The organism is Pseudomonas sp. YeP6b (genome assembly GCF_025642995.1).
Taxonomy (GTDB): Bacteria; Pseudomonadota; Gammaproteobacteria; order Pseudomonadales; family Pseudomonadaceae; genus Aquipseudomonas.
Genome location: NZ_CP080090.1, coordinates 414,636 through 437,316 on the forward strand (window position 1 = coordinate 414,636; position 22,681 = coordinate 437,316).

Consider the following 22,681-nt stretch of genomic DNA (forward strand, 5'->3'; position numbering starts at 1 on the left):
CGACCGGGAGTGCCTTCATGTCCGCCACCTCTACTGTTCCAACAGCGACCTCTACCGCTCAGTCCTTCGACATCCGCCCATTTCCCGGCAGCGTCGGCGCCGAGATCATCGGCCTGGATTTATCCCACCCGGTCAACGACCAGGACTTCGCACGCATCCACCGCGCGCACCTGGACCACCACGTCGTGGTATTTCGCGACCAACGCATCACCCCCGAACAACAGATCGCCTTCAGCCGCCGCTTCGGCGTGTTGCAGATCCATGTGCTCAAACAGTTCCTGCTGGCCAACCACCCGGAAATCCTGATCGTCTCCAACATCATCGAAAACGGCCAATCCATCGGCCTGGGCGATGCGGGCAAGTTCTGGCATTCGGACCTGTCCTATAAGGAACTGCCAAGCTTGGGCTCGATGCTGCACGCCCAGGAACTGCCCTCTGAAGGCGGCGACACGCTGTTCGCTGACATGCACAAAGCCTGGGACCAACTGCCCAAGCACCTGCGCAACGCCGTGGAAGGCCGCAGCGCCGCGCATTCATATACCGCGCGCTACAGCGAAACTAAATTCGAAGGCAACTGGCGCCCAACGCTGACCCCCGAACAGCTCGCCCAAGTGGCCGAAGTGGTGCACCCAATTGTGCGCACCCACCCGGAAAACGGCCGCAAAGCGCTATTCGTCAGCGAAGGCTTTACCACCCGCATCGTCGACCTGCCGGAGGATGAAAGCCGCGACCTGCTGGCCCAGCTCTACGCCCACAGCGTGCTGGCGCACAACATCTACCGCCACCAGTGGCAGCCCCATGACCTGGTGTTCTGGGACAACCGCTCGCTGATCCACCTGGCGGCCGGTTGCCCGAGCCATCTGCGCCGCAAGCTGTTTCGCACCACCATCCAGGGCGATGCGCCTTTCTAACCCCCTGCAAGAGAGTTGAAATGAACGCGCCCCTGCAAGGCCACGCGGCCAGCAACCTGAACACCGCCGAACCGTTGCTGGCGGTGGACCATGTCAGCCTCGAATACCGCACGCCCGAGCGCGTGGTGCGGGCCACCCACCAGGTCAGTTTCGAAATCGACCCGGCCGATCGCTACGTGTTGCTCGGCCCTTCGGGCTGCGGCAAATCCACCTTGCTCAAGTCGATCGCCGGGTTTATCAAACCCTGCGAAGGCGAGATCCGCCTGCTCGGGCAAAAGGTCGAAGAGCCTGGCCCGGATCGCATCGTGGTGTTCCAGGAGTTCGACCAGCTGCCGCCGTGGAAAACCGTCAAACAGAACGTGATGTTCCCGCTGTTGGCGTCGAAAACCTTGAAGCGCCGCGAAGCCGAAGAACGCGCGCTGCACTACCTCGAAAAAGTCGGCCTCACGGCCTTCGCCGATGCCTACCCACACACCCTGTCCGGCGGCATGAAAGCCCGTGTAGCCATCGCGCGCGCGCTGGCCATGCAGCCGAAAATCCTGCTGATGGACGAACCCTTCGCCGCCCTCGACGCCCTGACCCGGCGCAAGATGCAGGAGGAATTGTTGCTGCTCTGGGAGGAGGTGCGCTTCACGCTGTTGTTCGTCACCCACTCCATCGAAGAAGCCCTGGTGGTGGGCAATCGCATCCTGTTGCTGTCGCCACACCCTGGGCGCGTGCGGGCGCAAATCCACAGCCATCAATACGACCTGCACAGCCTCGGCGGTGTGGAATTCCAGGCGTCGGCGCGGCGTATTCATCGCCTGTTGTTCGATGAAGCGCCCGAGGCCGAACGTGAGTTGGGTTTCGCCGATATCCGCATCGCTTACTGAAGGGGCCGCCCATGCGCCAGGAATTTGAAGTTAACCTCCAACCGCTGCTCAGCGTCCCCGTGGAGCGCGAACTGCCCTTGCGTCAACGTCTGTGGCAACAAGGCTGGCTGCGCAAGGGCCTGATCCTGATCGTGCTGGCGATCCTGTGGGAAGCGGTTGCCCGTTACCAGAACAACGATTTGCTGCTGCCGAGCTTTTTGCAGACGGCCCAGGCGCTGTTTGATGGCCTGCTCAGTGGCGAGCTGCTGAGCAAAGTGAGCATCTCGCTGGCGGTGCTGATCAAGGGCTACCTGATCGGCATTGTGCTGGCGTTTGCCCTGACCACGTTGGCGGTGTCGACCCAGTTGGGCCGTGACTTGCTCAGCACCCTGACCTCGATGTTCAACCCGTTGCCGGCGATTGCATTACTGCCACTGGCGCTGCTGTGGTTCGGCTTGGGGCAGAACAGCCTGATTTTCGTGCTGGTGCATTCGGTGCTGTGGGCCTTGGCGCTGAACACCTATTCCGGGTTTCTCGGCGTGTCCGAAACCCTGCGCATGGCCGGGCGCAACTACGGCCTCAAGGGTATGCGTTTTGTGCTGTTCATCCTGATCCCGGCGGCGCTGCCGTCGATCCTCGCCGGCCTCAAGATCGGCTGGGCTTTCGCCTGGCGTACGTTGATCGCCGCCGAGCTGGTGTTCGGCGCCACCAGCGGCAAGGGCGGGTTGGGTTGGTACATCTTCCAGAACCGCAACGAGCTGTACACCGACAAGGTGTTTGCCGGGTTGGCGGTGGTGATTCTGATCGGCTTGCTGGTGGAGAACCTGGTGTTCGACACCTTCGAACGGCTGACGGTGAAACGCTGGGGCATGCAGCGCTAAATAGGAATAATTGCCCTGCGGTGCTTATGAACCCGATAATGCCGACTGAGTTCGGCGCCTTGAGGGCGTCGCAATGGTCTGGTAAAGGGATTTACGAACATGCGATTTCTGGTGTTGGCGGCGGCATTATTCTGCTCATTTCAGGTGCTGGCGACCACCAGCCCTGAGGCGTTATACATGCCCAAGCCGGTGTACCCGGAGGGCATGAGCAACATTCGCGGCCACGCGCGAATCAGCCTCAACCTGCACAACGACGGCTCGGTCAGCGACGTGAAGGTGCTCAACGCCACCCATCCGGCTTTTGCCGATGCCGCTATCAACGCCGCCAAGTTGTGGCGCTTCAAACCGTGGACGCCCTCTGCCGATATGCCTGCGATCATCGACGCCAACAACGACATGATCTTTGCACCGCAGAACGACATCACCATCCCGTTTCAAAAACCGGTCACCGCCGTGGTATCGCAAACCTGCAATGCACTCAACGATGAGGTCGCGCAATGGCGCCGCGATCAGCCCAGCCGCCCGCTCAGTGCAATGCGCAGTTTCGCGCTGGTGCATGCCTACATGGTATTGCCGGTACTGAGCGGCAGCATTGAATACCCCGCCAGCTTGTCGGCCACGGACGATTTCGATAACGCTTTGCCGGAGATCGTGCGCAAGTGCCGCAGCCAACCTAAGGGGCGCTTCATCGATCACCTTCCCGAAACCGTGCGCGTACGCCTGTAACCCCGACGCTCAAGCCTGCTACGATTGCACGCAATACACTCCCCACTGACCACGAGTGCTTGGCATGCAACTTCCGGACATGAACCTGTTGGTCGCCCTCGACGCCTTGCTCGACGAGGGCAGCGTGGTCGGCGCCGCGCGGCGCATGAACCTCAGCCCGGCGGCCATGAGCCGCACCCTCACACGCATTCGCGAGGCGGTGGGCGATCCGATCCTGGTGCGCGCCGGTCGCGGCCTGGTGCCGACGCCCAAGGCCCTGCAGCTGCAAGGCCAGGTGCGCAGTGTGGTGGAGCAGGCGGCGTTGTTGTTTCGCTCGGCGGATCAGGTTGACCTGAGCACCTTGCGCCGGCGTTTCAGCGTGCGTGCCAATGACTTCTTTATCGGTGTGTATGGCGGTCGCCTGTTCGACACCATGGAACGCGTGGCACCGCTGTGCGAGCTGTGCTTCGTGCCCGAAGGCGACACCGACGACGAGGCGCTGCGCGAAGGGCGGCTGGACCTGCGAGTAAGCAACACCATGCCCTCCAGCCCCGAAGTGAAGGTGCAGAACCTGTTCTCCACCACCTTTGTCGGCCTGGCGCGGCAAGATCACCCGTTGTTCGACGAAGAAATCACCGCCGCACGTTTTGCCAGCTATTCCCACATCAGCATTTCGCGGCGCGGCATCGCTCGCGGGCCGATCGACACCGCGTTGAATGCCCAGGGCCTGGAGCGCCGCGTGGCGATGATCGCCCCAGGCTTCCATGGCGCGATGTTCATGCTGACCGACTCCGACCTGCTGCTGCCGGTGCCCAAGGAAGCCCTCTTGAGCGCCACCCGCCTGAACCTGCCACTGCGCTCATTCCCGCTGCCGATTTCCCTGCCGACCCTGGTGCTCGCGCAATCCTGGCACCCACGTTTCGACAAAGACCCGGCCCACAAATGGCTGCGCGAAACCATGCGCGAGAGCTGCCATGCCACCTGGCTGGAAGCCCAGCCCACCTGAATCTCAGGTGCACTCGATCAAAATGTGGGAGCTGGCTTGCCTGCGATAGCATCACCGCACTTTTGCAGGCAGACCGAATTGTTTGCATCGCTGGCAAGCCCGGCGCCCACAGGGTCAAGCTACGGCCAACAGTTGCGTCTGACGCACTTATAACCTGCCGACAAGTAACTTTTTTGTCATGTGTGTGCCTGATTAAACTGCTCGGGTATTTCTAATCCCGAGTTACTTGTTCATGACATCCCTCGCTGCCCCCGCTCTCCAGGCTGCAGCCAAACCCACTGCGCTCAACCCGCCCGTGTTCGGCCCACGCATCATCATCGGCCTGGTCGGCGTGCTGTTGGCGGTGCTGGTGTCCGGCCTCAATGAGATGGTCACCAAGGTGGCCCTCGCGGATATCCGTGGTGCGCTGTACATCGGCTTTGACGAAGGCACCTGGCTGGTCGCCGCCTACACCGCGACCTCGGTGGCGGCCATGGCGTTTGCGCCGTGGTGCTCGGTGACGTTTTCCCTGCGCCGCTTCACGCTGTGCGCCATCGGCCTGTTCACGGTGCTGGGCATCCTGTGCCCGTTTGCGCCGAACTACGAGACCCTGCTGCTGCTGCGCACCGTGCAAGGCCTGGCCGGTGGCGCGTTGCCGCCGATGTTGATGACCGTGGCGCTGCGCTTCCTGCCGGCCAACGTCAAACTGTACGGCCTGGCCGGCTACGCGCTCACCGCCACCTTCGGCCCAAGCCTGGGCACGCCGTTGGCTGCGCTGTGGACCGAATACGTCGGCTGGCAGTGGGCGTTCTGGCAAATCGTTGCGCCGTGCCTGCTGGCGATGGCTGCCGTGGCCTACGGCTTACCGCAGGATCCGCTGCGCCTGGAGCGCTTCAAGCAGTTCAACTGGCGCGGCCTGCTGCTGGGCTTCCCGGCGATCTGCATGCTGGTGATCGGCCTGTTGCAGGGCAATCGCCTGGACTGGTTCGAGTCCGGCCTGATCACCTTCCTGTTGAGCGCGGGCACGCTGTTGCTGGTGCTGTTTCTGGTGAATGAATGGTCGCAGCCGATTCCGTTCTTCAAGTTGCAGATGCTCGGCCTGCGCAACCTGGCCTTTGCCTTGATCGTGCTGGCGGGCGTGCTGATGGTGCTGACCTCAGTGATCATCATCCCCTCGAGCTTCCTCGCCCAGGTCCAGGGTTACCGGCCGCTGCAAACCGCGCCAGTGATGCTGCTGATGGCGTTGCCGCAGTTGATCGCGCTGCCGCTGGTGGCGGCGCTGTGCAACCTGCGCTGGGTCGATTGCCGGTGGGTACTGGGGATCGGGTTGAGCATGCTGGTGCTGTGTTGCATTGGCAGCGCGCACCTGACCTCGGAGTGGATTCGCGACGACTTCTATGGCCTGTACCTGCTGCAAATCTTCGGGCAACCCATGGCGGTGTTGCCGCTGCTGATGCTGTCCACCGGCAGCATCCAACCGATAGATGGGCCGTTCGCCTCGGCTTGGTTCAACACCGTCAAAGGCCTTGCGGCGGTGGTCGCCACCGCCGTGATTGATGTGCTGACCACCCAGCGCCTGCACTTTCACTCAACCATGCTGGTGGACCGACTGGGCAACTCGCCCCTGGCCGACGGCGACGCGCCGGGCCTGGCGCACCGGCTGCATGAGCAGGCCGTGGTGCTGACCTCTTCGGACCTTTATTACGTCATGGCGGGTGTCGCAGTGGCGTTGATCCTGCTGATTTTCTGGATGCCCACGCGGATTTTTCCGCCGCGCGCACCGACCTAGCACAAGGAATTTTCATGAAACGCAAAGACAAAATTGCCGTCTCCGTTATCGCCGTGTTTGCCGTCGGCGTGCTGGTGTACCTGGTCGCGCCCGGCCTGTTGGGCAGCAAGCGCCAGACCACCAACGACGCCTTCGTCGCCGCCGACTTCACCCTGGTGGCGCCGCGCGTAGCCGGTTTTATCAAGGAAGTGCTGGTAGAAGACAACCAGCGGGTCAAGGCTGGCCAACTGTTGGCGCTGATCGACGACCGCGACTTTCGCGCCGCCGCGCAGGCTGCCGACGCCGACACGCTTGTCGCCCAAGCCCAACTGAAAAACGCCACCGCGACCCTTGAGCGCCAGAGCTCAGTGATCGCCCAGGCCCAGGCCACCGTGGCGGCAGACCGCGCCGAAGTGGCCTTCGCCGAGCACGAACTGAACCGCTACAACCACCTCGCCGGTGTTGGCGCGGGCACCGTACAGAACGCCCAGCAGGCCAAGACCCGCATCGACCAGGCCACCGCACGCCTGGCCAATGCCACGGCGGTGCTGGCGGCCGAGCGCAAGCAGGTGGAGATCCTCACCGCCCAGCGCGATGCCGCCGAAGGTGGGCTCAAGCGCGCCCAGGCGGCGTTGGAAATGGCCAGCTATCAGCTGTCCTACACGCGCATTGTGGCGCCGGTGGATGGCATGGTCGGTGAACGCGCGGTGCGCGTCGGTGCGTATGTGACGCCGGGCAGCAAGATCCTCGCCGTGGTGCCGTTGGCCGAGGCTTATGTGGTGGCCAACTTTCAGGAAACCCAACTGTGGCATATGCACGCCGGCCAAGCCGTGCAGGTGCGCGTCGACAGCCTCGACGGCGAACTGCTCAAGGGCCACCTGGAAAGCCTCGCGCCGGCTACCGGGGTGACCTTTGCGTCGGTCAAACCCGACAACGCCACCGGTAACTTCACCAAGGTGGTGCAACGCATCCCAGTGAAAATCGTGCTCGAACCCAATCAGCCACTGACCGAGCGCCTGCGTGTCGGCATGTCGGTGGAAGCCAGCGTCGACACCCAATCAGTCGCGCAGCCGCGTGAGGTGGCCCAGCAATGAAGCCGTTTGCCTGGCTCACCTTGAGCCTGATCAGCCTGAGCGCCTGCACCGTCGGTCCGGATTTCCAGCGGCCACAAAGCCCGCAAGTCACCCAATGGAGCGAGCCCCAGGGCCGGCAGGCTGCCAGCCGCGCCGTCACCGATCCTTTGCAAGAGCGTTGGTGGGACGTGTTTCACGACGAACAGCTCTCGGCCCTCACACGCCGCGCCCTTACCGACAACCTTGACCTGAAACTGGCCAGCAGCCGCTTGCAACAAAGCCGTGCCGTGCGCCAGGTGACCACCGCCGAGCGCTATCCCAATGTCGATGCCACGGGGGCTTACCAGCGCAAACGCAATAGCGGCAAAGGCTTGAGCGACCCCTCCGGCGAGAACGGCCGTTCGGCGTTCAACCAGTGGGACATGGGCTTCTCCGCCGCCTGGGAGCTGGACCTCTGGGGCCGGGTCAAACGCGAAACCGAAGCCGCTGACGCCACCCTGCAAGTCGCCGAAAACGACCGCCGCGCCGTGCTGCTGTCGGTGCTTGCCGAGACCGCCCAGGACTACATCCAACTGCGCGGTGTGCAGAACACCCGCGCCGTCACCGAGCAAAACCTCGATGTTGCGCGCCACAGCCTCAAGCTCTCGCAACTGCGCCTGGCCGACGGCGTAGCGACTGACCTGGACGTGGCCGAAGCCGCCGCCCAAGTAGCCGCCATCGAAGCACGGCTGCCGGATTTGCAGCAGCGCCAGGACCAACTGATCAACGCCCTGAGCCTGTTGATGGGCGAGCCGCCGCAAGCGCTGCATGCGCAATTGTCCAAGGATGCTGCCGTGCCGCAAACCCAACGCCAGGTCGCCATTGGCCTGCCGTCGGAGCTTGCCGAACGCCGCCCAGACATCCGCCAGGCCGAGGCGCGCCTGCACGCCGCAACCGCCACTATCGGCGTGGCCAAGGGGGATTTCTACCCGCGTATCACCTTGTCCGGCAGCCTCGGTTCACAGGCCATGCAACTGTCGGATTTCGGCTCGTGGGGCTCGCGCGCGTTTGCCTTCGGCCCGCAATTCAGCTTGCCGCTGTTCAATGGCGGCCGGCTGCAAGGCGTGTTGAACCTGCGTGAAGCGCAGCAACAGGAAGCCGCGCTCGCCTACCAGCAAACCGTGCTGCGCGCCTGGCATGAGATCGACGACCAACTGACCCGCTACAACGCCAGCCAACTGCGCCGCGACAGCCTTGCCGAAGCGGTGCGCCAAAACCAGATCGCCTTGAGCACCGCGCAACAGCAGTACGTCGAAGGCGTGGTGGATTTTGTCAACGTGCTGACCGTGCAAAGTGCGCTATTGGCAACGCAGGAGCAGTGGGTGGAAAGCTCCACCGGTGTGTCGTTGGCCATGGTCGGGTTGTACAAGGCGTTGGGTGGCGGTTGGCAATCCGTCTACCCTGAAACAGCCTCCCTTCCTGCAGGCTGAATACAACGCCATGTGGGAGCGGGCTTGCCCGCGATGAGCATAGGTATCTACACATCTTTTTGTGGGTTGAGTTCTTTGGTTGCCGCGGGGGCGCTGGGTACATATCCGTTATTTGGGTAACGGCTGCTATGGGTTCCGCCCTTACGGCGGGTCACTTTTGGAAAAGAGCCCCAAAAGTAACCAAAAGGGCTCTTGCCCCACCACTCGGCACCTCGCCTAGGCTCGGTGTGCCCTCACTCCGGCTTTGGAGCGTGGGCCGCCGCCATGGGCCATCCTTGGCCCATCGCGGCTAAACCGGCGTCCTGCCGGTTTACCCACGCTCCAAAGCCTGCGTTCGGCCAGCGTGGTTTAACGGGGCGCCTAAGATCAAGATCAAAAGCAGATCAAGATCAAAAGCAAGAGCACGGCGGCCTAGTAGCCGACCTGAGTGGTTGAAGCAAATCAAAAGCACGGCCGAGGCGGCCTGACAGCCGACCTGATCTCTGAAACTGAACTCAATCTAATGTGGGAGCTGGCTTGCCTGCGATGGTATCAACTCGGTGTACTTGATGGACCGAGGTGTCTGCATCGCAGCGGTGCGGCGATCCGACAAGCCCGCTCCCACATTGGGATCTCGGTATATCAGGCAAAAGGTGTGCTGCTGTGCTTCTGCCCTGCTTTTGCTTCTACCACTCAGGTCGGCTACTAGGCCGCCGTGCTCTTGCTTTTGATCTTGATCTTAGGCGCCCCGTTAACCACGATGGCCGAACGCAGGCTTGAATCCGTGGGTAACCCGGCAGGACGCCGGGTTAGCCGCGATGGGCCAAGGATGGCCCATGGCGGCGGCCCACGGATTCAAGCCGGAGTGAGGGCATGCCGAGCCTAGGCGAGGCACCGAGTGGTGGGGCAAAGACCTTTTGCTTACTTTTGGGTCTTTCCAAAAGTGAGCCGCTGTAAGAGCGGAACCCTACGAAGCCGTTACCGCAGCAACGGATATGTACTCACATCTACCTAAAAACCCCGCCAAAAACTTAGCGCAACACAAAAAGTTGCGTAGATGCCCATGCCGCGATGAGGACGTATCATTCAACACCACGTTGACTGAACTGACGCTATCGCGGGCAAGCCCGCTCCCACAGGGGATATTGCGTGATTACGGGTTCTGCAAAAACACCACATACCCCCGAAACCACTCACTCCCCTTCAAATACCCCGGTTCCTCCCACACGCCACCCTGAATCAACCCGACCTTGAACGGCAGCCCCAGCCGGTTCATCCGTGGCAGATACGCCGCGTAATCTGGGATGCTGTGGCGCCCTTGGTACGTCTGCACCACCACTTCATCCACCACGCCTTTGAGCTGGGCGATGGCGGTTGGGTCGGCGTTGCTGCTCCAGTCCATCAGGCCGGTGATGCTCAGGCGCAGGTCAGTGGGCAAGCGTTGGCGCAGGTCGCGCAGGAAGTCGGCGTATTCGTGCAGGTACTGGGTGCGAGCGTCGAAGTCGATCTGGATGCCGACCACTGGGTTGCCGGCGTCGCGCCAGCGTTGTACTTGGCCGAGCAATTGGCTGTAGACCTGCTCCGGCCAGTGCAGGGTGTGGGCGCGGTAGACCACCCAAACTTCACCCTGGGTAATGCGCGGTACGCTGATGCCTTGGGCGATGAACTGCACGCCGCGCTGAGGGGCGCGGCGGGTGGAGTTGATCTGGCCCTGGAGGATGTACAGGGTTTTCGCCTGCTTGAGCACCGGCTGCGGTGTGACGCCACTCCACAGCCAGAAGGCGTCGTAGTCGCGGGCGTCAACCGCAGCAAAGGCCGGGCTTGCCAGCAACAGCAAGCCTAGCCACAGGTGTTTCACCAGTAGTACTTCAGTGACTCGGCCCACTCGGTGTCGGCAAACCCGGTTTTCAGCTGGCGGAACCAGCCTTTGCGTACGGATTTATCCACATCCTCACCGCCGCAGTTGTTATAGCCGGACCGCGCATAGCAGTTGATCGCGCGAAACAGTGCGTAGGCCTTGTCGTTATGCGCAGCCTTGGGGTTGGCGATGACCTGGCGGTAACCGTCGAGCCGCGAAAAGGCTTCGCCTTTGAACAGCGAGGCAGTGCTGCCCAGGCTGCCGGCGGCGCGCGCCTGGTCCAGCGGCATGCCGTCCAGATGGTTGCTGAGGATGAACTCACCCAGGCAGTTCAGGCCCTTGGGGTTTTTCGGATCGGCCTGCAGAGTGCTGGCGATTTGCGCAATGCTCGGGCAGGCGTAGCCGGATTCGGCTTTGTCGCCGTTCCATTGGAACAGCTTCAGCGAGTAGCCATCGCTGTAGACGTAACCCAGGCTGGTGCCGAGTTTGTCCTCTGGCGCCGAGGCTGGCAGTTGCTTGAGGTCTTCGGCGAAGGTGGCGTATTGGCCGCGCAGCAGGTCTTTGTAGAGCAGCACAAATTGGGCGGTTTCGCGTTCGGCCGGGTCGCTGGCCTGGGTGATCTGCTGACGCAGCAATTCCTGGCCTGCGATGTTGCGCAGCAAGATATAGCGCACCTGTTTAGCGCTGATCGGCGAGTCGCTCGCGAACACTTTGGCCAGTTGGCCGCTGCGCTCGTAATTCATCGCCAGGGCCAGCTCCAACTGGTCGCGCTGCAAGGGTTGCTTGGCCAGTGGCAAGAGTTTCAACCACAACGCTTCGGCGCTGTTCCAGTCTTGCTTGGCTTCCAGGGCGAGGCCGCGCAGGGTCTGCTGGCTGAAGGCGAAGTAGTTCAGGCTCGCAGGCACGTCCTGAGGTAGCAGTTTCAAGGCGTGGTCGGGTTGATGCTCGACGTACAGGGCAAAGGCGGCTTGCACGTAGTCGTACAGCGCCGGTTCCTGGGCGAACACCGCCTTCTGCTCGGTCAAGGCCTTGCGGGTCAGTTTGGGCGGGTTGCCGGCGCGCATCCACATCAAGTCATTGAGCGCCAGCATCAGTGGGTTGGCCGCAGGTGTTTGGGGAGCGCTCAGCAGTTTGTTGTCGGTTTCCTGCACCAGGTCATCCAACGACACGTTGCGCGGCTCAGCGCTCAATTGCGCAGCCAGCGCGTTCGCCAGCTTGTCGGTATCGCCCGCCAGCCAATGCACGCGGCGCAACAGGCCTTGGGCGGAGGCGGCGTATTCGCCCTGTGGGTAAGTTTTCAGGTACAGGTTGAAGCTGGTTTCGCTATTGGCCAACACCGACTTATCCACACGCTCCAGCTGCGGCATGCCGTATTCATCGAAGGCGTTTTCCTGGGCTTGGTTCAGCTCGGTACGGGCGATCATGTACAGCGCCGTTTCCTTGACCCACGGCAGGCTGCCGGCGGCGGCCGCGACAAAGCCGCGTTGCGCGTCGCCGAACCGGCCGCTGTAGAAGTCGCCGGCGGCTTGAAGGTAGGTGCGCAGCTCGCGGCCTGGGGCTGACTGGATTTGCTCCGGGTCGCCCAGGCTTGCGCCTTCCCAGGTACAGGCGCCAAGCAGGTGCAGGCGGCCCGCGATCAGTAAGCGCCGCTCCGGCTCGGGCAGGTCGGCCTTGATTACCTGGCTGACGAACGCCGTGGCGCTGCTGTCGTCGTTGCTGCGGCAGCGGCTGCCTTCGCCGCTCAGGAAGGTATCACCCGCAGCTTTGTCGCTTTCACGCGCGATACCCTGCGAGGCCAACAGCTCATCGAGCTTGTTGGGCGCAGGCGTCGCGTCGGGTTTTTCGGCGCTGGCATCGGTCATCGGTGTGAGGCGATACACCGGGAACGGCACCGGGCCGAAGCCTTCTTCCAGATCCGTTTCACCCAGCGCATTCGGCGTCAGGGGCGCCACCTGCTTGTCGGCCAGCAACAGGCGCAGGTTGACCCGGCTGTCATTGCCCGGGCTCAGAAAGGGCAGGTTGCTGCACCCTTCGAGGCTGTCGCGCGATACCCGCCAGTCGGGGTAGCACGAGTCATCGCCACTGGCTTGGGCCTGGAAGGAAAGGCCGGCGAGCAGCGCCAGGGCCAGGGGAGACAGAAAACCGATACGCATGACGTGTCCTTGATCCTTAGTCCTTTGAGGGGCCAATCATAGCGTGATCCGACAAGTGCATCGGTGAAGGCCTACACAAATCGCTGATTTGTCCGATTCCAGCAGCGAATAATGGGCTTTTGTCCTAGAGTGGCGGTCATTCACGCATGGGGCTTGTTTGCCGGCCTTAAAAGGCAAGGGTAGGGGAATTGAGGTGCGACGGTCTGTGGTAGAGCAAGATGAAAAGATTGCGGCAATGCCCGCATTCAATCGCCTCACCGGTGCCTGGGAAGGCACCGGTTGGGTCAGTCGCCTGTGGTGGGTGCCGATCCTGGCACTGGCCATGGCCCTGCGTTTTTACAGCCTGACGGCGGCGGCGATCTGGGGCGACGAAGGCTCCAGCCTGTTGCTCAGTGAATACGCCGTGGACGACCTGTGGTTTCACGCCGCCCATGATGTGCACCCACCGTTGTACTTTTTCATGCTGCGCGGCTGGATCGAGCTGTTCGGCGACAGCATCTGGTCGATTCGTGGCATGAGCGCGATCCCCGGTGTGGTCGCCGTGGGCCTGGGCACCTGGCTGACGCGCGCGCTGTCCACCCGGCGTGCGGCCGTGCTGGCGGGTGTGTTGCTGGCGCTGCTGCCGACAGCGGTGCGCTATAGCCAGGAAGTACGCATGTACTCACTGCTGGGTGTGTGGCTGCTGGCCGCCACGTTGGCGCTGGTGTACTGGGTGCGTCAGCCCGAGCGCACGCGTTATCTGGTGGCGTATGCCGTGCTGATGAGTGCCGGGTTTTACACCCATTACTTCACCGCCCTGTGTGTGCTGGTGCATTGGGCTTACCTGGGTGTGCTGTACCGCGCGCAACCACGAGGCCAGCGCCTGCTCGGGCGGCCTGCGTGGTGGGCGGCCAACGCCGCGATTGTGTTGGTGTACCTGCCTTGGTTGCCGAACTTGTGGGGCCTGGTGCAACACGTCGAACAGCTCAAGGTGGGCGGTGATATTGGCTGGGAGGAACCGGTTAATCTGCTCTCCATGCCGTCGATGATCTGGCAATTTGTGGCGCAGGACGAGGGTATTGGCTTCTGGCCGCCGCTGTTTTGGCTGTTCCCGCTGCTGCTCGTTGCGATCGTGCTGGTGACTGCCTGGCGAGACCGCGAGGGTTATCGGCCGGCCACCTTGCTGGCGCTGTTTTTCCTGCTGCCGTTGCTGTTGGTGTACGGGGTGTCCTTTATTTCCCCGGTGTTTATCGAACGTTACCTCACTGTCTACGCGTTGGGTTTGCCTATCCTTGTGGCACTCGCCATCGACCGCTTACCGGCGCGCCTGTCTTGGTTGGGCGCGGCCTTTCTTGTGTTGTTCGTGGGGGTGGAACTGGTGGGGTTGAAGAGCAATTTCACTGTCGATGAACATGACCAGTTCAACGTCCCCGTGGAGTTCGTCAATCGCAACTACCAGGAGGACGACCGCATCGTTCTGAGTGACATGCTGTGGTACCTCAGCTATGTGTATTACGACCAGACCGACGCCCAATTGCAGCTCTACACACCGCCCAAACCCGACGGCACGCCGACCCGGCCGAACGCCTACGGCTTCGGTACGCTGGTGGACCAGGATGGTGGGCGCATCTACCTCGACCGTTTGTCGGCATTGCCCGCCGATACCCGCCGCGTGTGGCTGATCAGCAGCAACGAAGCGCCGGATGATTTCGCACCACTGCCCGATGGCTGGCGCGAGCTGAGCCGTCAGGACGGCGGCGGTGCCAGGGCGCGGCTGTTCGTACTGTGCAACGTACCGCAGCCGCAACCCGAAGGTTGCCGCTAGACTCAGTTAACACTTCTTTATCTGGAGCTTGCCATGGAATCGCCTGTGCACAGCTTACCTTCACTGTTCAAACAGCTTGGGCTGCCGCATGACCCGGTGAGTATCGAGAAGTTTGTGACGGTTCATTCACCGCTAAAGCCTGAACTGCATTTGGCGGATGCGTTTTTCTGGACGCCCAGTCAGAGAGCGTTTTTGCGCGATGGGATTCGGGAAGATGCGGATTGGGCGGAAGTCGTGGATCAGTTGAGTGTGTTGTTGCGGGCAGGGCGAGAGGCGTAAAAAATCTTTTCAAAAAGGCATTGATCGTTCCTACGCTCCGCGTGGGAATGCCGCCTGTGACGCTCTGCGTCACGACTTTAAGAGCGGACGCGGATGCACTCCCACGCAGAGCGTGGGAACGATCAATACCGCTGAACATCCAACATCCCTTCCGAAACCCGCTTTACTTACCCCAACCCCGCACCACCCATCACAAATTTGTTTCAAAACTTGACTGCTTTGGATCCATCCACCATATTGATAGTTAGCAAACTAACTGTATGCGAACACTCCAGTGCCTCAAACCCTCGAACAACTCCACATGAACCTCAGCAGCAGCATGGTGGTGGGCGCCCGTCATTGGCGCAAAATCTGCCAGACCACGCTGGTGAGTTACGGTATTTCCGAAGCCTGCGCCGTGCCATTGTTGATGATCGGCCGCTTGGGCGACGGTGTGCATCAGGTAAAAGTCGCCCAGGCGTCCGGGATGGAAAGCCCGTCGCTGGTGCGTCTGCTCGACCAGCTGTGCAGCGGCGGCTACGTGTGCCGTACCGAAGACGTCCATGATCGCCGCGCCAAGGCCTTGAGCCTCACCGAGCGCGGCCGTGAGCTGGTGCAAGCGGTGGAAGTGCAACTGGTGCGCCTGCGCCGGGAAGTGTTGGCGGATATCGCCAACAGCGACCTTGAGGCCGCCCTGCGTGTGCTGCGGGCGTTTGAAGCGGCTGGGGTTGCATCGCCTTGAACGGATTTTTTGCCGGCTTCCCGCCCGCCCGCGACTGGTTCTATGGGGTGCGTACGTTCGCGGCGTCGATGATCGCGTTGTACATCGCCATGCTCATGCAAATGCCACGTCCTTACTGGGCGATGGCCACGGTGTACATCGTCTCCAGCCCGTTCGTCGGCCCTACCAGCTCCAAGGCTTTGTACCGCGCCATCGGCACCTTTATGGGCGCGGCGGCGGCGGTGATTTTTGTGCCCATGTTTGTGCAGGCGCCGTATGTGCTGGTGGTGGTGATTGCGTTGTGGACGGGCATTTTGCTGTTCCTGTCCATGCACCTGCGTACCGCCAATAACTACGCGCTGATGCTCGCCGGCTACACCTTGCCGTTGATCGCGCTGCCGGTGGTGGATAACCCGCTGGCGGTGTGGGACGTGGCCGAGGCACGTACGGAAGAAATCTTCCTCGGCATCGCGGTCGCCGCGGTGGTGGGCGCGATGTTCTGGCCACGGCGCCTGATGCCGGTGTTCGATGGCTCGGTGGCCAAGTGGTTTGCCGACGCCCAGGTCTACAGCCTGCGCTTTTTGACGCGCAACGTGGCGCCTGAAGAGGTCAGCACCTTGCGCGGCGGCATGGTCGCCACTTTCAACACCCTGGAATTGATGATCGGCCAGTTGCCCCACGAAGGCGCGCGGCCGCAGACGGTGCGCAACACCAAGGAGTTGCGTGGGCGCATGATTCACCTGCTGCCGGTGATCGACGCCTTGGACGACGCGGTCTACGCAATCGAACACCGAGCCCCGGAATTTCTCGATCAGCTCACGCCATTGCTGGAAGAGGCCAATGTTTGGCTGCAAAGCACCACCGAAGAGGCACCCCTCGAACGTTGGCGCGTGCTGCGCGACAAGGTCGACGCCCTGCAACCTCAAGGCGAAGCGCTGGACGACCGCCACACGTTGCTGTTCTCCAACGCCTTGTATCGCCTGGCCGAGTGGATCGACCTGTGGCAAGACTGCCGCAGCCTGCAGGCCGCCATCCAGTGCGAAAGCCAGGACACCTGGCGCGCCGTGTACCGCCACTGGCGCCTGGGCCGGCTGACGCCGTTCCTCGACCGTGGCCTGATGTTCTACTCGGCATTTTCCACCGTCACCGCGATCATCGTCGCCTCGGTGCTGTGGATCCTTCTGGGCTGGACCGACGGCGGCAGCGCGGTGATTCTCGCCGCCGTGGCCTGCAGCTTTTTCGCGTCGATGGACGACCCGGCGCCGCAGATCTATCGGTTTTTCTTCTGGACCGCGATGTCGGTGCTGTTCGCCAGCCTCTATCTGTTTTTGGTGCTACCCAACCTGCACGATTTCCCGATGCTGGTGCTGGCGTTCGCGGTGCCGTTTATCTGCATCGGCACGCTCACGGTGCAGCCGCGTTTCTACCTCGGCATGCTGCTGACGCTGGTCAACACCTCGTCGTTTATCAGCATCCAGGGCGCCTACGACGCGGACTTCCTGAACTTCGCTAACGTCAACCTGGCCGGGCCGGTGGGCTTACTGTTCGCCTTTGTATGGACCTTGATTGCACGGCCGTTCGGCGCCGAACTGGCGGCCAAGCGCCTGACCCGTTTCAGCTGGCGCGACATCGTCACCTTGACCGAGCCTGCGACCCTGGCCGAACACCGGCACATGGCCGCGCAAATGCTTGACCGCCTGATGCAGCACCTGCCGCGCCTGGGCCTCATCGGCCAGGACACCGGCACCGCCCTGCGCGATTTGCGCGTGGCGCTGAACCTGCTTGACCTGTTGGCCTACTCGCCGCGCATCTACGGCGTGCCCCGGGTGCTGCTCAACCAGGTGGTGGAAGGCGTCGGCGGTTACTTCAAAGCCTGCCTCAAGGCGGGTGAACGCTTGCCCGCGCCGAGCGGTCTGCTGATGACCCTCGACCGCACGCGCCGCGCCCTCAACGGGCAAGGCCTGCAAGACGAAGATGACACCCGCCTGCATCTGCTGCACGCGTTGGCCGGCTTGCGCCTGTCGTTGCTGCCCGGCGTGGAATTTATTGGCGGCACCGAAATGGAAGCGCCGCTGCCTGATGGAGCGCCTTTATGATCGGTGATCTGGATATCAGCGGGGTGTTCCTGCCCACGCTGCTGGTGCTGATGGGCATTACGTACGTGTTGTTTCTGGTGGTGCACGGGTTGTTGACGCGCATTCACTTCTATCGCCTGGTCTGGCACCGGGCATTGTTCAATGTGGGGCTCTACGCGCTGTTGCTGGGCGCGGTGGACTCACTCAGTCGATATCTGATGACATGAAAAAACCTTTTTTGACCATCGGCCGTGTTGTCCTGACGTTATTGATAGTGACCTTTGCTGTCGTCGTTGTGTGGCGCATGGTCATGTACTACATGTTTGCACCCTGGACGCGTGACGGGCATATCCGTGCCGACATCGTGCAGATCGCCCCGGACGTGTCTGGGTTGATCCAGCAAGTCGACGTGCGCGACAACCAGCTTGTGACCAAAGGTCAGGTGCTGTTTGCCGTGGACCAGGACCGCTTCAAGCTGGCCCTGCGCCAAGCCCAGGCTGCCGTGGCCGACCGCCAGGAAACCCTGGCCCAGGCCCAGCGCGAAAACAAACGTAACCGTGGCCTGGGCAACCTGGTGCCGAGCGAGCAACTGGAAGAAAGCCAGTCCCGCGTGGCCCGTGCCCAATCGGCCTTGGCCGAGGCGCAGGTGACGGTGGACGCCGCCCAGCTCAACCTCGACCGCTCGGTGATCCGCAGCCCCGTGGACGGCTACGTCAACGACCGTGCGCCGCGTAATCAGGAGTTCGTCACCGCCGGGCGCCCGGTGTTGTCGGTGGTGGACAGCAACTCGTTCCACATCGACGGTTACTTCGAAGAGACCAAACTCGACGGCATTCACGTCGGTATGGCCGTGGATATCCGCGTGATCGGCGACAACGCGCGTCTGCGTGGCCATGTGCAGAGCATCGTCGCCGGTATCGAAGACCGTGACCGCACCAGTGGCTCTAACTTGTTGCCCAACGTCAACCCGGCATTCAGCTGGGTGCGCCTGGCCCAGCGGATTCCGGTGCGCATTGCCTTTGATGACGTGCCGGCGGACTTTCGCATGATCGCCGGGCGTACGGCCACGGTGTCGATCATTGACGACAAGACCGCCGCCAAAGAAAAAGCGCAGCAGGGAGAAAAACCATGAAACCGGCGGCGTTGCTGGCCACGGCCGGCTTGGGTTTGCTGCTGTCGGCCTGCCAAGTGGTGGGGCCCGATTACAAACTGCCGGATAAGGCCGCCATCAATCGTGGCGACCTGCAAGGGCAGATCGCAGGCGAGGGTGGCAACGTGGTCTCGGCGCCGGTGCCAGCCGACTGGTGGAAGCTGTACAAAGACCCGCGCCTGGATGAGTTGGTACGCCAGGCCATGGCGTCCAACACCGACCTGCGTGTGGCCGCCGCCAACCTGCAACGTGCGCGTTTCCAGACCCAAGAGGCGCAATCCGCAGGCGGTTGGAACGCGGGCGCGAAGGCTGAGGCCCAGCGCCTGCAGGAATCGGGCGAAGCGTTTTTGCTGACAGAAAAAGTCCCGGTCGGCAACATCGGCAGCGCCAGCATTAGCACCTCCTACCAGTTCGACTTGTTCGGTACCTTGCAGCGCGGCATCGAAAGCGCCCAGGCCACCACCGACGCCGCCCAGGCTGCGGCTGACACTGCGCGCATTACGCTGGTAGCGGATGTGGTGCGCTCCTACACCCAGGTGTGCGCGGCCAACGAAGAACTGGCGATTGCCAACGAGTCCCTCGACCTGCAAGCCCAGAGCACCAAGCTGACCCAGCGCCTGCGCGACGCCGGGCGTGGTGACGAAACCCAGGTGACGCGTTCGCAAACCCAATACAAATCCTTGCGCGCCGACATGCCGCGCTACGAAGCGTTGCGCCAAGCGGGCTTGTTCCGTTTGTCGATGCTGCTGGCCAAGCCTGTAGACCAATTACCCTCGGGCACCGGCACCTGCGCCGAGTTGCCGCACATCGCCCAGTTGCTGCCTGTGGGCGACGGCGCGACCCTGCTCAAACGCCGCCCCGACGTACGCCAGGCTGAGCGCCAACTGGCCGCCGCCACCGCGCGTATCGGCGTGGCCACCGGCGCGCTGTACCCGGACATCAGTATCGGCGCCACCGTGGGCACGGTCGGTCTGCTCGATGACCTGGGTACGCCTGCGACCAACCGCTGGGGCTTTGGCCCGCTGATCAGTTGGTCGGTGCCGACCAACGGCGCCCGCGCACGCATCCACGAAGCCGAAGCCGCGACCCAGGGCGCCCTGGCCCACTTCGACGGCGTGGTGCTCAACGCCATCCGCGAGACCCAGACCGGCCTTGCGCAGTACACCGCGCAGTTGCAACGCCGTGACGCGCTGGCCGATGCCGGCGAGTCGGCCAAGGAAGCCTCGCAGCAGACGCACCGCTTCTTCCAGGCCGGCCGCGCCTCGTTCCTCGCCGACCTGCAAGCTACGCGCACCTACACCGATGTGCGTGCGCAGCTGGCAGCGGCAAACACCCAGGTTGCCATGAGCCAGATCGATCTGTTCCTGGCTTTGGGCGGCGGTTGGGAAAGCGGACGAACGCAAGCGTCACAGCCCGGCAAACCCTGAGCGAATAGCTATGCTTTGACCTGTGAGCCGCTGTGACGGCTCGCTCGTCACTGCTCGCGTTTGCTCATGGGGATTCCAATAATGAAAAACCCTTATGCTCCCGCTTTCTGGTGCGTGTGTTTCGCACTGGTGTTGTTATCGGCTGCCTATTTCTACGGCGTCATGCTTGCCCATCAAATCGACACGGCCATGGTCTTTCTCGACAGCGCGTGCCTGGTGATAGGCACCTTGTCTATCGGCGTGGTGGCGTGGGCGTCTTATCAAAACCAACGGGTGAAGAAAAAGCTCCTCGAACAAGGCAAGACCCGTGTGGCGATCTGGGACACCAAGGTCGCCCTGCGCCGTGTCGAAACCGTGTTCGACCGCTATTTCTGGGGCAGCTACTGGCAGCCCGGGCGCACGTTCCAGGAAGTCATGGGTGAACTCACCGGCACGCCCCTGGAAAAAAGCCTCGAAGCCCTGAAAAAGCAATGTGTGCTGCTCGACCAGCAGGTCGCCGAAGGTAGGCATTGGCTGAATAACGCTCGGGAATTGTCCGACGTGGCCAACGCCATGGCGCGCGAGCGCTACCAGCTGGACTTCTGCAACCCCAAGGCCGACACCCCCGGAAACGCCGTGATACACCGTGAATTTGAGGTGTTGGTGTACACCTGGACGGCACGTTTGAAGAGTTTTGATCACCAGCTCGACGAGATTGAATTGGAGTACACCTGAACCAACTGCAGACCTGACCCCTCTGAAAAGCTGGGCCGTTCTCGGCCGCCAGTGCTAATCTTCCCCCGTTTTCGGCGGGCTTGAGCCAACCCTTTCGGGGTTCAAGGAAGACAGCCCACTTCTCACAGGATTTGATCAGGTCACTTCATGAATAAGCCAGCAGTTGTTCTTTTGGGTTTCGTTGTCGCCGTTGGCGTCGTCAGTGCAGGCGGCGCCTGGTACACCGGTAAGCAACTGGAGCCGGTGCTGCAAACCGCGATCCAGAACGCCAACAAAGAACTACAGAGCTCCATGGCCGGCGTCGACGGCAGCGTGAACCTGGAGCTGGTGTCCCTGGACCGTGGCCTGTTCAGCAGCACCGCGCACTACCGTCTGAAGGGCCAAGGCAGCGTATTCGGTGAAGACAACCCGAACCCAGAGCTGCTGTTTGTCGACCACATCGAACACGGCCCGCTGCCGTTCTCGCGTCTGGTCTCGCTGAAATGGCTGCCGGTCATGGCCACCAGTCACTACGCGCTGGAAAAGAACGCCACCACTGAAAAATGGTTCGCCGCCAGCAAAGACGTGTCGCCTCTCAAAGGCGTGGTCAACATCGGCTACACCCGCTCGGTCAGCGGCAACGTTGAACTGCTGCCTCTGGAGCTCAAGGACGACAAGTCTTCGGTCAGCTTCTCGGGCGCTAACCTGGACTTCGACGGCACCGCCGAAGGTCAGAAGGTCAAGGCTGAAGGCTATATGAACAGCCTGAAAGTCGCGGTGATCGATGCCAACGGCGCACCGTTCGAAGCTGAACTGTCCGGCCTGACCGTGGCCAGCAACCTGGAGAAAACCTCGTTCGGTTTCTACACCGGGCAAAACACCGTTGAGCTGACCGACACCAAGGTCACCTTCGGCCCGCAGAAAGCCGTGCTGACCCTCAAAGGCTTCGAGCAAAAAGACACCAGCGAGGCCAAAGACAACAACCTGGCCGGCCGCGTCGACTACAAGATCGACGAGATTGGTTACCAGGGTAAGCCTGTCGGCTCGGCCGCCATGGCCCTGAGCATGAAGAACGTCGACATTCCGGCGATGCTGGTGCTGACCAAGCTCTACCAAGACAAGATGCAGCCGGTGCAAGCCGCCGCCGCTGCCGGCCAGCCGGTGCCTGAGCTGCAACTGACCGAAGCCGAGCAGACCCTGGCCGAGGCCAACGTCAACCAAGTGCTGGCTGCCAAGCCGCAAGTGGCGGTGGAAAACCTGTCGCTGAAAACCACCCATGGCGAAAGCAAATTCAACCTGGTGTTGGACCTGGCCAAACCTTCGACTATGGAGCTGCCGCCGGTTGAGCTGGGCAAGCAGGTCATCGCGCTGTTGGATGCCAACCTGACCCTGTCCAAGCCAATGATCGGCGACGTGGCTGCCCTGCAAGCGCAGGTAGGCGGCGTGACCGACCCTAAAGCCATCGAGCAGCAATCGCAGATGGCCGCCGAGATGGTCAGCGGCATGGCCGTCGGCACTCAACTGGCAACCCTGGTGGGCACTGACGTGGTCTCCAAGCTGCATTACGCCAACAATGAAGTGACCTTCAACGGCCAGAAGATGACCGTCGAGCAATTCATTGGTTTTGTGATGGCTAAAGCGGGTGCGGTCAGCGGCGCGCAGTAAGATTTCTTACACCAGTAAGAAATAAATAGTGGGGGAGCAGCGTTGCCTGAGGCAGCGGTCAAACAGTCGGCGTATAGGCCGACGCTGACCGATCAGCTCAGGCAAGTCTGCTCCCCCATTGGCTTTTCTGTTGCGCGCACAATTCTGAACAATTGTTCTGAATTAGGCATTTCCCTACGTCACTAGGGGATAGTTCCTACAGGAAAGCTTGGTCGGGTCATTAGACGCCGGCGCCCTGATGCAAACAGCTCAGGA

At 62.0% G+C, this 22,681-nt stretch carries 19 protein-coding genes; 17 read left to right on the forward strand and 2 right to left on the reverse strand.

What is annotated here, in order from left to right:
* Positions 1-17 precede the first annotated feature (17 nt).
* The 8 genes from KZH41_RS01875 (at position 18) to KZH41_RS01910 (ending at position 8,643) form a co-directional block, all read left to right on the forward strand.
* Positions 18-911, forward strand: a complete 894-nt coding sequence (locus KZH41_RS01875) for a TauD/TfdA dioxygenase family protein (protein WP_242153746.1) — start codon at positions 18-20, stop codon at positions 909-911.
* A gap of 20 nt (positions 912-931) precedes the next feature.
* On the forward strand, positions 932-1,783 hold the full coding sequence (locus KZH41_RS01880) for an ABC transporter ATP-binding protein (RefSeq protein WP_094953069.1): 852 nt from the start codon (positions 932-934) through the stop codon (positions 1,781-1,783).
* Between the two features lie 11 nt (positions 1,784-1,794).
* Positions 1,795-2,643: an ABC transporter permease gene (locus tag KZH41_RS01885; RefSeq protein ID WP_094953068.1), complete on the forward strand. Its 849-nt coding sequence runs from the start codon at positions 1,795-1,797 to the stop codon at positions 2,641-2,643.
* Positions 2,644-2,742: 99 nt separating this feature from the next.
* Positions 2,743-3,369, forward strand: a complete 627-nt coding sequence (locus KZH41_RS01890) for a TonB family protein (RefSeq protein WP_242153750.1) — start codon at positions 2,743-2,745, stop codon at positions 3,367-3,369.
* 64 nt (positions 3,370-3,433) lie between these two features.
* The gene (locus KZH41_RS01895; protein ID WP_094953066.1) at positions 3,434-4,354 is read left to right on the forward strand and encodes a LysR family transcriptional regulator; all 921 of its coding nucleotides are present in this window, start codon (positions 3,434-3,436) and stop codon (positions 4,352-4,354) included.
* A gap of 232 nt (positions 4,355-4,586) precedes the next feature.
* Entirely contained in the window at positions 4,587-6,122 is a 1,536-nt protein-coding gene (locus KZH41_RS01900) for an MFS transporter (RefSeq protein WP_242153752.1), read from the forward strand.
* Between the two features lie 14 nt (positions 6,123-6,136).
* Positions 6,137-7,195, forward strand: coding sequence for an HlyD family secretion protein (locus KZH41_RS01905; protein WP_242153755.1), 1,059 nt, complete (start codon positions 6,137-6,139; stop codon positions 7,193-7,195).
* Positions 7,192-8,643 carry an efflux transporter outer membrane subunit gene (locus tag KZH41_RS01910; protein ID WP_242153756.1) on the forward strand — a complete coding sequence of 484 codons (1,452 nt, stop codon included), beginning with the start codon at positions 7,192-7,194 and terminating at the stop codon, positions 8,641-8,643. Before KZH41_RS01905 ends, KZH41_RS01910 begins: the two co-directional genes overlap by 4 nt.
* A 1,132-nt stretch (positions 8,644-9,775) precedes the next feature.
* Here the strand turns inward: KZH41_RS01910 and KZH41_RS01915 are convergent.
* Together KZH41_RS01915 and KZH41_RS01920 are read right to left on the reverse strand one after the other, a co-directional pair.
* Entirely contained in the window at positions 9,776-10,480 is a 705-nt protein-coding gene (locus tag KZH41_RS01915) for a DUF3142 domain-containing protein (RefSeq protein ID WP_263274270.1), read from the reverse strand.
* Positions 10,477-12,633 carry an outer membrane assembly lipoprotein YfiO gene (locus KZH41_RS01920; RefSeq protein WP_263274271.1) on the reverse strand — a complete coding sequence of 719 codons (2,157 nt, stop codon included), beginning with the start codon at positions 12,631-12,633 and terminating at the stop codon, positions 10,477-10,479. Before KZH41_RS01920 ends, KZH41_RS01915 begins: the two co-directional genes overlap by 4 nt.
* A 193-nt stretch (positions 12,634-12,826) precedes the next feature.
* On the opposite strand from KZH41_RS01920, the gene KZH41_RS01925 reads away from it, so the two are divergent.
* The 9 genes from KZH41_RS01925 to KZH41_RS01965 all read left to right on the forward strand — a co-directional run bounded on the left by KZH41_RS01925 (position 12,827) and on the right by KZH41_RS01965 (position 22,426).
* On the forward strand, positions 12,827-14,437 hold the full coding sequence (locus KZH41_RS01925; protein ID WP_263274272.1) for a glycosyltransferase family 39 protein: 1,611 nt from the start codon (positions 12,827-12,829) through the stop codon (positions 14,435-14,437).
* A gap of 33 nt (positions 14,438-14,470) precedes the next feature.
* Positions 14,471-14,716 carry a DUF2789 domain-containing protein gene (locus KZH41_RS01930; RefSeq protein ID WP_094952058.1) on the forward strand — a complete coding sequence of 82 codons (246 nt, stop codon included), beginning with the start codon at positions 14,471-14,473 and terminating at the stop codon, positions 14,714-14,716.
* Positions 14,717-15,017: 301 nt separating this feature from the next.
* Entirely contained in the window at positions 15,018-15,437 is a 420-nt protein-coding gene (locus KZH41_RS01935; protein ID WP_094952057.1) for a MarR family winged helix-turn-helix transcriptional regulator, read from the forward strand.
* Positions 15,434-17,512, forward strand: coding sequence for an FUSC family protein (locus KZH41_RS01940; RefSeq protein WP_242153763.1), 2,079 nt, complete (start codon positions 15,434-15,436; stop codon positions 17,510-17,512). Before KZH41_RS01935 ends, KZH41_RS01940 begins: the two co-directional genes overlap by 4 nt.
* Complete coding sequence (locus KZH41_RS01945) at positions 17,509-17,718, forward strand: DUF1656 domain-containing protein (protein ID WP_016969155.1); 210 nt, start codon at positions 17,509-17,511, stop codon at positions 17,716-17,718. Before KZH41_RS01940 ends, KZH41_RS01945 begins: the two co-directional genes overlap by 4 nt.
* Entirely contained in the window at positions 17,715-18,623 is a 909-nt protein-coding gene (locus KZH41_RS01950; protein WP_094952055.1) for an efflux RND transporter periplasmic adaptor subunit, read from the forward strand. The genes KZH41_RS01945 and KZH41_RS01950 overlap by 4 nt, the downstream gene beginning before the upstream one ends.
* Entirely contained in the window at positions 18,620-20,068 is a 1,449-nt protein-coding gene (locus KZH41_RS01955) for an efflux transporter outer membrane subunit (protein ID WP_263274273.1), read from the forward strand. Before KZH41_RS01950 ends, KZH41_RS01955 begins: the two co-directional genes overlap by 4 nt.
* Positions 20,069-20,149: 81 nt before the next feature.
* The gene (locus tag KZH41_RS01960) at positions 20,150-20,782 is read left to right on the forward strand and encodes an NADH:ubiquinone oxidoreductase subunit N (protein WP_094952053.1); all 633 of its coding nucleotides are present in this window, start codon (positions 20,150-20,152) and stop codon (positions 20,780-20,782) included.
* A gap of 147 nt (positions 20,783-20,929) precedes the next feature.
* The gene (locus KZH41_RS01965; RefSeq protein ID WP_263274274.1) at positions 20,930-22,426 is read left to right on the forward strand and encodes a YdgA family protein; all 1,497 of its coding nucleotides are present in this window, start codon (positions 20,930-20,932) and stop codon (positions 22,424-22,426) included.
* The last annotated feature ends 255 nt before the right edge of the window (positions 22,427-22,681 follow it).